This is a genomic window from Streptomyces bluensis (assembly GCF_014650715.1).
In the GTDB taxonomy this organism is placed as follows: Bacteria; Actinomycetota; Actinomycetes; order Streptomycetales; family Streptomycetaceae; genus Streptomyces; species Streptomyces bluensis.
In genome coordinates this window covers 230877-244342 of record NZ_BMVM01000012.1, presented here as the reverse complement: position 1 = coordinate 244342, position 13466 = coordinate 230877, and the positions used below count along the sequence as shown (strand labels likewise).

General features: G+C 71.4%; 12 protein-coding genes. 9 read left to right on the top strand and 3 right to left on the bottom strand.

The features are described from left to right. Positions 1-202: 202 nt before the first annotated feature. The gene (locus IE262_RS27360; RefSeq protein ID WP_189877397.1) at positions 203-2041 is read left to right on the top strand and encodes a serine/threonine-protein kinase; all 1839 of its coding nucleotides are present in this window, start codon (positions 203-205) and stop codon (positions 2039-2041) included. A 113-nt stretch (positions 2042-2154) separates the two neighbouring features. Then, positions 2155-3555: a M20/M25/M40 family metallo-hydrolase gene (locus tag IE262_RS27355; protein WP_189877395.1), complete on the top strand. Its 1401-nt coding sequence runs from the start codon at positions 2155-2157 to the stop codon at positions 3553-3555. A gap of 318 nt (positions 3556-3873) precedes the next feature. Here IE262_RS27355 and IE262_RS27350 read toward each other — a convergent pair whose 3' ends face one another. Beyond that, the gene (locus IE262_RS27350) at positions 3874-4644 is read right to left on the bottom strand and encodes an SLATT domain-containing protein (RefSeq protein ID WP_189877393.1); all 771 of its coding nucleotides are present in this window, start codon (positions 4642-4644) and stop codon (positions 3874-3876) included. A 367-nt stretch (positions 4645-5011) separates the two neighbouring features. Here IE262_RS27350 and IE262_RS27345 point away from each other — a divergent pair, with 367 nt between their 5' ends. The 3 genes from IE262_RS27345 (at position 5012) to IE262_RS27335 (ending at position 6730) form a co-directional block, all read left to right on the top strand. Further along, entirely contained in the window at positions 5012-5353 is a 342-nt protein-coding gene (locus tag IE262_RS27345; protein WP_134034577.1) for a YbaB/EbfC family nucleoid-associated protein, read from the top strand. Between the two features lie 125 nt (positions 5354-5478). Next, complete coding sequence (gene recR / locus IE262_RS27340; RefSeq protein WP_134034580.1) at positions 5479-6078, top strand: recombination mediator RecR; 600 nt, start codon at positions 5479-5481, stop codon at positions 6076-6078. Then, positions 6071-6730 (top strand): DUF5063 domain-containing protein, encoded by a 660-nt coding sequence (locus IE262_RS27335; RefSeq protein WP_134034583.1) that lies wholly within the window; start codon positions 6071-6073, stop codon positions 6728-6730. Before recR ends, IE262_RS27335 begins: the two co-directional genes overlap by 8 nt. A gap of 7 nt (positions 6731-6737) precedes the next feature. On the opposite strand, the gene IE262_RS27330 is transcribed toward IE262_RS27335, so the two are convergent. Together IE262_RS27330 and IE262_RS27325 are read right to left on the bottom strand one after the other, a co-directional pair. After that, positions 6738-7751 carry a BtrH N-terminal domain-containing protein gene (locus IE262_RS27330; protein ID WP_189877391.1) on the bottom strand — a complete coding sequence of 338 codons (1014 nt, stop codon included), beginning with the start codon at positions 7749-7751 and terminating at the stop codon, positions 6738-6740. A gap of 29 nt (positions 7752-7780) precedes the next feature. Continuing rightward, positions 7781-8515, bottom strand: a complete 735-nt coding sequence (locus tag IE262_RS27325) for a sulfite exporter TauE/SafE family protein (protein WP_189877389.1) — start codon at positions 8513-8515, stop codon at positions 7781-7783. 376 nt (positions 8516-8891) lie between these two features. Between IE262_RS27325 and IE262_RS27320 the strand changes: the two genes are divergently transcribed. The 4 genes from IE262_RS27320 to IE262_RS27305 all read left to right on the top strand — a co-directional run bounded on the left by IE262_RS27320 (position 8892) and on the right by IE262_RS27305 (position 13459). Then, positions 8892-10181 (top strand): aspartate kinase, encoded by a 1290-nt coding sequence (locus IE262_RS27320; RefSeq protein WP_189877387.1) that lies wholly within the window; start codon positions 8892-8894, stop codon positions 10179-10181. Beyond that, complete coding sequence (locus tag IE262_RS27315; protein WP_134034595.1) at positions 10181-11257, top strand: aspartate-semialdehyde dehydrogenase; 1077 nt, start codon at positions 10181-10183, stop codon at positions 11255-11257. Before IE262_RS27320 ends, IE262_RS27315 begins: the two co-directional genes overlap by 1 nt. 280 nt (positions 11258-11537) lie before the next feature. Then, a complete protein-coding gene (locus IE262_RS27310; protein ID WP_134034598.1) occupies positions 11538-12224 on the top strand; it encodes a SigE family RNA polymerase sigma factor in 687 nt (228 codons plus the stop codon). 167 nt (positions 12225-12391) lie between these two features. Further along, positions 12392-13459 (top strand): hypothetical protein, encoded by a 1068-nt coding sequence (locus IE262_RS27305; RefSeq protein WP_229877517.1) that lies wholly within the window; start codon positions 12392-12394, stop codon positions 13457-13459. Positions 13460-13466 lie beyond the last annotated feature (7 nt).

Genomic DNA, 13466 nt, shown 5'->3' with positions numbered 1-13466 from the left:
GCCTCCTGGCGGGTATCGGCTCGCCGGGAGGCGGACCTGAGACGCAGGAGCCCTGTGCGAATGGTGCGTTCGACCAGGCCGGGCCGCCACGGCCGCGCCGGTCCCCGCTGTTACGGAACCGTCGAAACCGCCCGCCTCACCTCCCCGGAACGCCGCACTATCCTCGGGCTGTTGCCCATGCATGGGGGAAGGTGGCACGGGGATGGACAAGCTGGGCGCCGGGGATCCGCAGCGGATCGGGGCGTATCGGCTGCTGGCGCGGCTGGGTGCGGGCGGGATGGGGCACGTGTACCTGGCCCGGTCGGACCGGGGCCGTACCGTCGCCGTGAAGCTGGTCCTGCGGGAACTCGCCGAACAGGAGGAGTTCCGGGCGCGGTTCCGGCAGGAGGTGCAGGCCGCGCGACGGGTGGGAGGGTACTGGACCGCCCCCGTCCTCGACGCGGACACCGAGGCCGACATCCCCTGGGTGGCCACCGGGTACGTCGCCGGGCCCAGTCTCCAGAGCATCGTCGGACGCGACCACGGGGCCCTGCCCGAGCGTTCCGTACGGATCCTCGCGGCCGGGCTCGCCCACGCGCTCAAGGACGTCCACGCCGCCGGGATCGTCCACCGCGATCTCAAGCCGTCCAACGTGCTGGTGACCATCGACGGCCCCCGGGTCATCGACTTCGGGATAGCCCGTGCGATGGAGACGGTCACCGACGGCGGGCTGACGCGCACGGGCGGGCTCGTCGGATCGCCCGGGTTCATGGCGCCCGAGCAGGTGCGCGGCGACCGCATCACGCCCGCGTGCGACGTCTTCTGCCTGGGCTCCGTCCTCTCGTACGCCGCGACCGGGGCCCTGCCCTTCGGGAACGCCAACTCCGGTGTGCACGCGCTGATGTTCCGCATCGCGCAGGAGGAACCCGACCTGGAGGGTCTGCCCGAGGGGCTCGCCGACCTCGTACGGGACTGTCTCCGCAAGGACCCCGCGGCCCGGCCCACACTCGATCAGATCCTGGACCGCACGGGCGCCGAGGACACGGTCCTGGACGGGCGCTCCCGGGACCCCTGGCTGCCGAGCGCCCTGGTCGCCCAACTGGGGCGGCACGCGGTGCGGTTGCTGGACACGGAGAACCCGGAGGAGACGGGTGGACGGGAGGCGGGCGGACCGGAGACGGGTCCGTGGGCTGCGGCCGCGTCGGCCCCCGCTGCCCCCGCCCCCACACCAGCCGCCCCCGCCCCGGAGGCGCCTCCCGAACACGCCCAGGCCCCGCCCCCGCCGCCGATTCCGGCCGCCCGCCATCCGCAGCAACACCCGCAACCCGCCGCCGGATACGGTCCACCGGGTGCGGAACCGTACGGACCGCATGGCCCGTACGGCCCGCACGGACCGGCCACGGCGCCGAGCCCGCCCTACGGCCCCCACGCAGGCCCAGGCTCCCTCGGGCCGACTCTCCTGTACGGTCCGGGTGGTGCCGGCCCACAGCCCGAGCCGCCGCACAGAAACGGCCGTTCCACGGCGGCGCTGGTCGCGGTCGCATTGGTCGTCGCGCTCGCGGCGGGCGGTTCGGTGTACGCGCTGATGCGGGACGGCGCCGGCCAGGACGGCCACGGCAAGGTGGCCCCGACGACGAGCGCCCCCACGGCCCCGCCGACCACCGAGGCCCCCACCACCCAGAACCCGACCACGCGGGCCCCCGAGGACGGCGCGATCCCGGCCGGGTACCTCGGCACCTGGAGCACGGGCATCGACAACGCCGCCGGACGCAGCACACGCCGCCTGGTGATCCGGCAGGGCGAGGTCGGTGACACGGTCCTCACGCTCACGGCGGACGGACCGGCGGGGAGCGGCACGTACCACTGCGTGTTCAAGGCCGAGCTGGCGGCGGCCCCGAGCGGCGGCGGCCCGTTGAGGTTCGGCCCCTCCACCGTCACGACCGGCCCGGCGGCCTCCTGTACTCCGGGCGCCGCCTCGGAGGTCACGATCCTGCCCGACGGCCGTCTGCGCCGCGTGAGCACGGACTCGGGGAAGTCGCTGACGTTCACGAAGGCGGACTGAAGCCGATTCCCCTCACGGCCCGTCAGACCCGTGAGGCACCCTTGCCCCTGCTTGACGCGTCCACAACGATGTCCCCGTTGGCATCCCAAGCCCCGGCTGCTCGCGGAGGACCCATGCGCCCCAGCAGGAGAACGGTTCTGACGGCCACCGCCGCCGCGGGGGTGGCGAGCGCGACGGCCCCCGCCACGGCCGTGGCCGCCGCGGACGGAACCACCGACCGGCCGCCCGCGACCGCGCAACGGCCCTCCCGTGAACTCCGCGCCCTGCTCGGGGAGATCGACCCCGACCGCATCGAGGCGACCGTCCGCAAGCTGGTCTCCTTCGGCACCCGCCACACCCTCTCCACCCAGGACGACCCCGCCCGCGGCATCGGCGCGGCACGCGACTGGATCGCGGCGGAGATGCGGTCGTACGCGGCGGCCTCCGGCGGCCGGATGACGGTGGAGCTCCAGTCGTACGTCCAGGAACCGGCCAGCCGTATCCCTGTGGCGACCCGCATCACGAACGTCGTCGCCACGCTCCGTGGCTCGGTCACACCGGAGCGGGTGTACGTCGTGTCGGGGCACTACGACTCGCGGGCCTCGGACGTCATGGACGCCACGTCCGACGCGCCCGGCGCGGACGACGACGCCTCCGGGGTGGCCGTGGCCATGGAGCTGGCCCGGGTGATGGCGCGGCGCCGGCCGGCCTCGACGATCGTGTTCGCGGCGGTGGCGGGGGAGGAACAGGGGCTGTACGGCGCGGCGTACATGGCGCAGCAGTACAAGGACGCCGGTACGGACGTCCAGGGCATGTTCACCAACGACATCGTCGGCAGTTCGACGGCGGACGACGGGACGCGTGACCCGTACACGATCCGCCTGTTCGCGGAGGGTGTGCCGTCCTCGGAGACGTCCGAGCAGGCGGCGGTCCGCCGTTCGGTGGGCGGGGAGAACGACTCGCCGTCTCGTCAACTCGCCCGCTTCGTCCGGGACGTGGCGGACAACGACGCGACGGGCATGCGGGTGCGGGTGATCTACCGCCGTGACCGCTACCGCCGGGGCGGCGACCACATCCCCTTCCTCGAACGCGCCTACCCCGCGGCCCGCTTCACGGAACCCGCCGAGGACTTCGCCCATCAGCACCAGGACGTGCGGGTGGAGGACGGCAAGCGGTACGGCGACCTCCCGGAGTTCTGCGACTTCGCGTTCACCGCCCGCGTGGCCAAGGTGAACGCGGCGGCCCTCTGGACCCTGGCCCAGGCCCCCGGAACCCCGCGTGGCGCGAAGATCGTCACGTCCACCCTCACCAACGCCACGGAGCTGACGTGGACCCGGGGTGGCGAGCCCGATCTCGCGGGCTACGAGATCGTCTGGCGGGAGACGACGGACGCCGAGTGGACCCATGTGATCCTGGCGGGCGACGTCACGTCGTACGAGGTGGATCTGTCCAAGGACAACGTCTTCTTCGGCGTACGGGCGGTGAACCGGGCGGGCCTGCGGGGCCCGGTGGCTTTCCCGGCCCCACAGACCTGACCTGACCGGCCCGGCCGGGGCTGGGGGCTTGGGGCTGGGGGCTTGGGGCCTTGGGGCGTTGAGGCTTTCAGCCGAGACCAGGCACCCCAGCCCGTCCGGCGCTTGAGGAGAAGGCCGACTCCCAGCCTGTCCGGCGCTTGAGGACGAGGCCGTTCAGGCCGACGCACCCCGCCCACCCGCACAAACCACCCGCTCCAGCCCCCACCCCAGCCCGTCCGGCGTTTGAGGACGAGGCCGTTCAGGCCGAAAGCGGGGGTCTGGGGGCGGCAGCCCCCAGGGAAGGGATGGGACGGGTAGGGGCGGCGGGGGCGAAAACCGCTACCGCGCCTCCGGCGGCCGCTGGCGAGGCATGTTCGGGCGGGCAGCCCCCGGCGGCATGGGAAGGCGCCCGTTCGCAGACGTCTCCGAACGCCCCGCACCCACCCCCGCCGTCTGGATGCCCAGGGGCGCGGCCCCCGTCCGGAACTCCACCATCCAGCCCGCGGTCTCGGCCCGCACGAGTTCCGTGACGTCCTCGGAGAACCTCCGCAGCACCCCCAGACACCGCTCCGCCGCCTCGGCGGCCGTCCCCTCCGTCGGCCCGAGCACCTCCCGCACACTCTCGGAGGCCCAGTCGAACTGCAGCATCTGAAGCCGGCGCTGCACGGCCTGAGCCGTGGCGACATCCCGTATCCAGCCGGACGTGACCCCGAAGAACCGGTCCCCGGCCACACAGGCGGCGCTCAGCAACAGCGAGAGATAGCCCCAGGGAGCCACCCCGCCCATCACTCCTGTCAGGTCGAGCAGCGGCAGCGCCGCCCCGGCGACGGCCCCACACGCGGCACCCACGCGCAGCACCCGCGCCCCCCGCCGCTTCCAGACGCGGTCCGCCAGGTACCACGTCACCGTCTCCAGCGCACTCCGCTCCACCCACCGGTACAGCTCCTCCAGCCGTTCCGCGGGCTCTCCCCAGTCACCCGTCGGGAACGGCCGCCCGGTCAGATCGCGGCCCCCCGCCCACAGCCCCGCGCCGTCGACCCGCCCGTCGCCTCGCCCGTCGCTCCGCCCTTCCTGGGACGCTCCCTCGGGCTGCATCTCCGGCTGGCTCACCCCGGCCTCCCTCCTGCTGCTGACGACACTGCTGCTGCTGACGACGCCGACACAACAGCCGACGGGACGTAACGCTCCGCGACACGACGGAGTACCGCACCGTGCGGAAACGCCACACCTTCCTGCCCTGCACCCGGCCGCCCCTTTCCTAGCGCCCAACGGGTGGCGACGGTGCCGCTTTCACCGTTTTTCCGCCCGGACGAGGCCCTTGATCAGGTAGGGGATCCCCGGCGACCTCACCCGAAAGAGTGCTTGGGCGACGGCCACACCGACCACGTAGGCTCGTGCCAGGCGAGAAACATCCCGCAAGAGAACCCGCAAGAGATCGCGCAAGAGAACGCGCAAAGACCCGCAAAGGGAGCTGATCGTGATCCCCGGTGGTGGCCAGCCCAACATGCAGCAGCTGCTCCAGCAGGCCCAGAAGATGCAGCAGGACCTCGCGAACGCGCAGGCGGAGCTCGGCAGGACCGAGGTGGAGGGCCAGGCGGGCGGCGGCCTGGTGAAGGCCACCGTCAACGGCTCCGGCGAACTGCGCGGCCTGGTCATCGACCCGAAGGCCGTCGACCCCGAGGACACCGAGACCCTCGCCGACCTGATCGTCGCCGCGGTCCAGGCGGCCAACGACAACGCCCAGAAGCTCCAGCAGCAGAAGCTGGGCCCCCTCGCCCAGGGCCTGGGCGGCAGCGGCATCCCGGGCCTGCCGTTCTGACGACGGCGCCCGGGGGAGCCGTCGCCCCCGAACCCCGTCCGCCCGACCCCCGGCCTGCCTTCCTCAGACGGGTGGGAGCCAACTACCGTACGAACTGAAAGACTCCACGAAGGGCAGGCAGTCCGTTGTACGAAGGCGTGGTCCAGGACCTCATCGACGAACTGGGGAGGCTCCCCGGCGTCGGTCCCAAGAGCGCGCAGCGGATCGCCTTCCACATCCTCCAGGCCGAACCGACCGACGTCCGCCGTCTCGCGCAGGCCCTCATGGAGGTCAAGGCCAAGGTCCGTTTCTGCGCGACGTGCGGCAACGTGGCGCAGGAGGAGCTGTGCGGCATCTGCCGCGACACGCGCCGCGACCCCGCGGTGATCTGTGTCGTGGAGGAGCCCAAGGACGTGGTCGCGATCGAGCGCACCCGTGAGTTCCGCGGCCGCTACCACGTGCTCGGCGGAGCGATCAGCCCCATCGAGGGAGTCGGCCCCGACGACCTGCGGATCAGGGAGCTGCTGGCCCGGCTGGCCGACGGTACGGTCACGGAGCTCATCCTGGCCACGGACCCGAATCTGGAGGGCGAGGCCACCGCCACGTACCTCGCCCGCATGATCAAACCCATGGGCCTCAAGGTCACCCGCCTGGCCAGCGGCCTCCCGGTGGGCGGCGACCTGGAATACGCGGACGAGGTGACCCTCGGCCGCGCCTTCGAGGGGAGACGACTCCTAGATGTCTGACGCCACGCTGCACGCGACCAACCAGGACCCGGACGACTTCGCGGTCCAGATCGCCGACCAGGTAGAAAGCTTCCTCGTCGCCGTGATGGAGGTGGCGAAGGGCGACGAGCCGGAATCGGCGATCCCCTTCCTCCTGCTGGAGGTCTCCCAGCTCATGCTGGCCGGCGGTCGTCTCGGCGCGCACGAGGACATCGTGCCGGAGGAGCGGTACGAGCCGGACCTGGGCCCGGAGCCGGACGTGGACGAGCTCCGCGAGAACCTGGCCCGTCTGCTGGACCCGGTCGACGTCTACTCCGAGGTCTTCGACCCGTACGAGCCCAGGAAGGCGCCGGTCCCGGCCCGTATCTCCGACGACATCGCCGATGTCATCACCGACCTCCGCCACGGCATGGCCCACTACCGCTCGGGCCGTACGACGGAGGCCCTGTGGTGGTGGCAGTTCTCGTACTTCTCCAACTGGGGCTCGACGGCGTCGGCGACACTCCGCGCCCTCCAGTCCCTGGTGGCCCACGTCAGGCTCAACCAGCCGCTGGCGGAACTGGACGGCCTGGACACCGACCACGACATCGGCGACGAGACGCTTGAGTTCGAGGCCGGCAGGGTGATGGCGGAGGAGATCGCGGGCCCGCTGGGACTGCGCAAGGTCAAGTAGCTCACGGTCAGGGCTGGAGCGCACTGGGGGCTTCGCCGCCCAGGCGGCTCAGCGCCTGCATGGCCTCGCGCTCTGTGCGGGAAAGATCGCAGAGGACGGTTCCCGCGCGTACGAGGCACTGCGCGTCGCCCGATTCACCGGCCTCCGTGATCAACGCTGCGGCTTCCGTCCACAGGGTGGCTGCCTCGGCGTACAACCTGTGCCCGGTGCGCAGATGGCTGCTGTCGAGCAGTTGGGTGCATTCGGCGAGGAAGTCGCGGTAGAGGTTGCGGAACAGGGCGCCGCCGGTGCCGGCCTTCTCCATCAAGAGGGCGGCCTGCGGCAGGTCCCGCTGCGGGTCGTCCGTGCGCTGGAGCCAGGTGCGCACCAGTCTGCCCGCCTTCTCGATGCCCCGGTGGCCGAGATTGGCGATGGGTGGGTTGAGGAAGGCGTCGGCGCAGGCGGTGATGGCGGGGATGATCCGGCTCTGCGGGGAGGGCCGGTTCCTCGGAGCGGTGAGGGTGAAGGACCGGTGCCTGGCGGTCATCGGGCCGCGCGCGGCCCTGGCCCGAGCGAGGCTGGTCAGGCTGGTGGACACCGCTCCACCCTGCTGTTCGGTGTCCACCAGGTGGGCGTCGTGGTCGTCATAGCCGTACAGGGCGACGACATGACCGCCGAAGTGCACCTTCGAGGTGAAGTAGTCCAGGTGGTAGCTGTCGAGCTGGAGTCCTACGGGGTGGCCGGCGTCGATGGGGGCCACCACGTTCTCCCATGCCCGGCGGGGCGAGGTGGTCTCCTGGACCACCAGGTCCAGCCCGAGTCCGGTGGCCAGGTTTCTGGTGAGGTCGAACGGCTTGACCCGTCCCCCGAGGAAGGGGAAGCCCATGTTCTTGCTGTCCCAGTAGACGAAGGACAGACCGGAGCCGAGCCCGAAGATCATGGGCTCGGACAGATCGAGTCCCTGGTGCCGCAGCAGCACCCCCAGAGCTGTCGTCTCGCAGTGCTGCGCACCGCTGGCATCGATGTCTCTCACCGTGGTCATGCCATGCTCTCCCTGCCTGGACGGACGGGTCACCCCAGCCCGGCAACCCCTTTCCCCAGCGTGCTCAATCCTCCGCCCAGCGCGAGCAGCAGTACGAGGAGCCGTGCCCGCTCCTCCGGTACGCGCCCGGCGAGCGCCCTCCCCATCAGGGCGCCCACGGCCATGGCACCGGCGGCGAGGCCCCAGACGGGTGCGGCGAGCCGGGGCAGCCCGTTCGACGCGACGGACACGGCGTTGACGAGGACCCCGTAGAACTGGGCGTTCGGCACGAACTCCCGCATGGTCCACCCGGCGTTGAGGCCGTAGAGGGAGACGGGCGGCCCGCCGACTCCGGCCGCGGAGTTCATGAACCCGCCCACGCCTCCGGCGACGAGGGCTCCTCCGCCGCCGCGCAGGGCGGTTATGCGTGCGCCCCGCATCACGAACACGACGGCAACGGTGACGAGCACCCCCATGGCCGTCATCAGCGCGGGCTCGGACAACCGCCGCGCCACCCACGTCCCGGCCGGCACCGTGCACACCGCCGCGACGCACAGCGGCACCATGGCGGCGAGCCGTACCCGGCGCCACCCGTCGGCAAGCCCGACGGCACTGATGATCCCGGCGGCGCAGTTCGCGAGGACGACCCCCTCGGCGGGGCCCAGCACGAGCACGAGAGCGGGCACGGCGACGAGCGCGAAGCCCATGCCGGTGAGCCACTGCACCGAGGAACCGAGCAACACGATCCCGGCCAGCACCAGTTGGCCCACCCACCCGTCCGTCACAGCCCGGGATCCTGCCCGGCCGGGTGGGCGTGATCAATACCTCCGCCCGCACTCCGCCCGCACTCGGCTCCCCGTCACTCCGAGCAGCGCCGTCGACGTGCGGGACGAACACCGAGCCACGCCGGATGTGACTCAGGGCACTTTTTTGAGTGGGGTGCACGGTCCTGGGCAGGTACCGGACCGGAGCGGCCGGAGCTCTCCGAGTGAAATCCGGCGGACGCGACTGCGGACGCCGGGAGAAATCCGGGATGATCACAGCGTGAGCGGGACATCTCACCATGCGATACCCAGGAAGGGATATTCGGCCGCTCGATAGACTGAGCCGACCGCAGTACGTGTGTATGTGCGGACCGAGACGGATGAGCGAGGAGCGCACGTGGGCCTTGTCGTGCAGAAGTACGGAGGCTCCTCCGTAGCCGATGCCGAGGGCATCAAGCGCGTCGCCAAGCGGATCGTGGAAGCGAAGAAGAACGGCCACCAGGTGGTCGTGGTCGTTTCCGCGATGGGCGACACGACGGACGAGCTGATCGATCTCGCCGAACAGGTATCGCCGATGCCTACCGGCCGTGAGTTCGACATGCTGCTGACCGCCGGAGAGCGGATCTCGATGGCCCTGCTGGCCATGGCGATCAAGAACCTGGGCCACGAGGCCCAGTCCTTCACCGGCAGCCAGGCAGGCGTCATCACCGACTCGGTCCACAACAAAGCCCGGATCATCGACGTCACACCGGGCCGTATCCGGACCGCGCTGGACGAGGGCAACATCGCGATCGTCGCCGGGTTCCAGGGCGTCAGCCAGGACAAGAAGGACATCACGACCCTCGGCCGTGGTGGCTCCGACACGACGGCCGTCGCGCTGGCCGCGGCCCTCGACGCCGAGGTCTGTGAGATCTACACGGACGTCGACGGTGTCTTCACCGCCGACCCGCGGGTCGTGAAGAAGGCCCGTAAGATCGACTGGATCTCCTTCGAGGACATGCTGGAGCTGGCGGCGTCCGGCTCCAAGGTGCTGCTCCACCGCTGCGTGGAGTACGCCCGCCGCTACAACATCCCGATCCACGTCCGCTCGTCCTTCAGCGGGCTGCAGGGCACGTGGGTCAGCAGTGAGCCACTCGTACGAAAGCAGCAGCAAGGGGAACAGAAGGTGGAGCAGGCCATCATCTCCGGTGTCGCTCACGACACCTCCGAGGCCAAGGTGACGGTCGTCGGCGTGCCGGACAAGCCGGGCGAGGCCGCCGCGATCTTCCGCGCCATCGCCGACGCCCAACTCAACATCGACATGGTCGTGCAGAACGTGTCGGCCGCGTCGACGGGCCTCACGGACATCTCGTTCACGCTGCCGAAGACCGACGGCCACAAGGCGATCGGCTCCCTGGAGAAGGCGAAGGCCGCGATCGGCTTCGACTCGCTGCGCTACGACGACCAGATCGGCAAGATCTCGCTGGTCGGCGCCGGCATGAAGACCAACCCGGGCGTCACGGCCTCCTTCTTCGAGGCGCTGTCCGACGCCGGCGTGAACATCGAGCTGATCTCGACCTCCGAGATCCGTATCTCGGTGGTCACCCGCGCCGACGACGTCCCCGAGGCAGTGCGCGCCGTGCACTCCGCCTTCGGGCTCGACTCGGAGAGCGACGAAGCCGTCGTGTACGGAGGCACCGGCCGCTGATGACCGAGGATGCCGGGCGAACCGGCAGGCCGACACTCGCGGTCGTCGGAGCGACCGGGGCCGTCGGCACGGTCATGCTCCAGATCCTGTCCCAGCATGCGGACATCTGGGGCGAGATCCGTCTGATCGCCTCGCCGCGCTCCGCCGGCCGCAAGCTGGCCGTGCGCGGTGAGGAGGTCGAGGTGGTGGCCCTGACGGAGGAGGCCTTCGACGGGGTCGACGTCGCCATGTTCGACGTACCGGACGAGGTCTCCGCGCGGTGGGCGCCCATCGCCGCGGCCAAGGGCACGGTCGTCGTGGACAACTCGGGCGCCTTCCGGATGGACCCCGAGGTGCCGCTGGTGGTGCCGGAGGTCAATCCGCACGCCGTCCGGCTGCGGCGCCGCGGGATCATCGCCAACCCCAACTGCACGACACTCTCCATGATCGTGGCGCTGGGCGCGCTGCACGCCGAGTTCGGGCTGCGCGAACTCGTGGTCTCGTCGTACCAGGCGGTCAGCGGCGCGGGGCGGGAGGGCGTCGAGACGCTGCGGAGGCAGGTGTCGCTGGTCGCCGGTACGGAGCTGGGGACGCACCCCGGTGACGTACGGCGGGCCGTGGGTGACGACACGGGTCCGTTCCCGGAGCCGGTCGCCCTGAACGTCGTCCCCTGGGCCGGTTCGCTCCGCGAGGACGGCTGGTCCTCGGAGGAGATGAAGGTACGGGACGAGTCCCGCAAGATCCTCGGGCTGCCCGAGCTGCCGGTCGCCGTGACGTGTGTGCGGGTGCCGGTGGTGACGACGCACTCGCTGACCGTCCACGCCCGCTTCGAGGGCGAGGTCACCGTCGACAAGGCGCGTGAGATCCTCGCCACCGCCCCCGGCGTCGTCCTCTTCGACAACCCGGAGGCCGGCGAGTTCCCGACCCCCGCCGACGCGGTGGGCACCGACCCCACCTGGGTGGGCCGCGTCCGCCGGGCCCTGGACGACCCCACGGCCCTCGAACTGTTCGTCTGCGGCGACAACCTGCGCAAGGGCTCCGCCCTGAACACGGCCCAGATCGCGGAGCTGGTGGCGGGCGAGCTCGGCGCCTCGTAAGCCACTTGCTTCAGGCGCTCAGGCGTTCGAAGATTTTCTCCCCGTTCTCCGCAACCGCGCGGAGGGCGGGGAGCGTCTTTGCGGACGCCCTTCGGGGGGACGCCATGACACATGGGCACAGGGGATGGGAAGAGCTGGTACGCATGCGGGGATGTGACACGCGGTCCGACGCGCCGTCGGACAGACCGTCGGACGCGTCGGCGGAGGTGCGGCTGCGGCCTGACACAAACGTGACGGCCGTCGCGTACAACCCTCATGGGGGGACACGTGTCCAACAGGCGTGGCAGAGGTACTCGACTTCACCGCGGTACAGGCGAGGGGCGCGGCTCTGCGGCCCCCTCGTAAGGCCGCCCGTCCCCGCATGTCCGGCGCGCCCGGCGGCATGCCGGTGATCGCCCCCATGCCCGCAGCGCGGCCCGCCCGCATACCGAACCAGCGCGACGGCGCCGAGGACACCACGGCGACCGCGGCGGCGGGTACCACCGTCGACCATCTCACCGAGACCTACCGCGCCCACTACCGGTCGCTGCTCGGTCTCGCGGCGCTCCTCCTCGACGACACCGCGTCCTGCGAGGACGTCGTCCAGGAGGCCTTCATCCGCGTGCACTCCGCGCGCAAGCGGGTGCGCGATCCGGAGAAGACGCTGGCGTACCTGCGCCAGACCGTCGTCAACCTGTCGCGCTCGGCCCTGCGCCGCCGCATCCTCGGTCTGAAGCTGCTGACCAAGCCGATGCCGGACATGGCGAGCGCGGAGGAGGGCGCGTACGACCAGCTGGAGCGCGACTCGCTGATCAAGGCGATGAAGGGGCTCCAGCGGCGGCAGCGCGAGGTTCTCGTCCTGCGCTACTTCGCGGACATGACCGAGGCGCAGGTCGCCGAGACGCTCGGCATCTCGCTGGGCTCGGTCAAGGCGTACGGTTCGCGCGGCATAGCGGCCCTCCGGGTCGCCATGGGGGCACCGGCATGAGTGGGTACGACGGGCGCGCACCGCGGGACAGGCGTGAGGCGCACGAAGAGAACGAACTGAACGAACTGCACGAACCGTACGATCTGCATGAGCTTCATGAAGAGCGCGAAGGCCGTGACGACCGTGAAGACCGTGAAGAGCACACATCGCACGCTGGGAACGGAACTGTGAATCACGGCCCGGACGCACAAGGTCAGGGTCCCAGGGGCCGGGGCGGCGAGGGAGCCGGCCCGGGTGACGAGGGCGGTCCCGACGGGTTCGGGTCCGACGAGCTGGCGCTGCGCAGGATGCTGCAACAGGCCGTCCAGGAGATCGAGCCGCGGGACGGCACCCTGGAGCACCTGCGGCGCGCGGTGCCGGCCCGCCGGGCCCGCAAGCGGCACGCCGTCGTCGGCATGGCCGCCGCCGCGCTCTTCATCTGCACGGCGATCCCGGCCTTCGTGCACGTCTCGAACTCCGCGGGCTCCGCCGCCGACCCGTCCACCGTGGGCAACGCCTCGCAGGCGCAGGGCGGCGCCGCCCAGGACAAGGGCCACAGCAGCGGCTTCGACGCGCCGGACGGCTCCGGAGGTTCCGCCAAGGAGAACGGCAAGAGTGGCGGCAAGGGCAAGAGCGAGCAGGACGAGGGTGCGACCGGCGGCGGTGCCACCGGGCCCGCGCCCAGCGCCTCGGTCGCGAGCACACGGGCCTGTACGTCGGCCGAGCTCGGCGGTACCTCGGCGAGCGTGGCCTCCCCCGACTCCAGCGGCACGGTGTACGGCAGCTTCCGCGTGACCAACGTCTCCGGCACGAGCTGTGCGGTCACCGGCGCGGGCACCGTGGGCGTGACCGCCCAGGGTGCGGCCGACTCGTCCAAGGTCTTCGTCGCGGACCATGTGGCGGGTGACGGGGTCACCGGGCTGCCCGACCCGTCCCTGTCGGTCACGCAGATGGTGCTGCAACCGGGCGCGGCGTACGTGGTGAAGTTCGCCTGGGTGCCTTCGGAGACGTGTCCCACCGTCAGCGATCCCAGTCCGTCGCCCGATCCGTCGCCCACCGACAACACCGCCTCCGCCGGCGGCACCACCACCGAGGGCAGCGGCACGGCGCCCCAGCTCGTGACCGCGGACGGCGTCGCCGACGGCAGCGTCGTGGTGTCCCACACCACCGCGGTCGGCGCACCGTCGATCCCCACCACGGTGACCGACGCCTGCGCGGGAACGGTCTACCGTACGGGGCTGCTGGAGGGCTCCTGAACCGGAT

Excerpts from the sequence above, each read along its gene's own strand:
- IE262_RS27360 (WP_189877397.1), top strand. The coding sequence starts at position 203 with ATGGACAAGCTGGGCGCCGGGGATCCGCAGCGGATCGGGGCGTATCGG.
- IE262_RS27355 (WP_189877395.1), top strand. The coding sequence starts at position 2,155 with ATGCGCCCCAGCAGGAGAACGGTTCTGACGGCCACCGCCGCCGCGGGG.
- IE262_RS27335 (WP_134034583.1), top strand. The coding sequence starts at position 6,071 with ATGTCTGACGCCACGCTGCACGCGACCAACCAGGACCCGGACGACTTC.
- IE262_RS27330 (WP_189877391.1), bottom strand. The coding sequence starts at position 7,751 with ATGACCACGGTGAGAGACATCGATGCCAGCGGTGCGCAGCACTGCGAG.
- IE262_RS27315 (WP_134034595.1), top strand. The coding sequence starts at position 10,181 with ATGACCGAGGATGCCGGGCGAACCGGCAGGCCGACACTCGCGGTCGTC.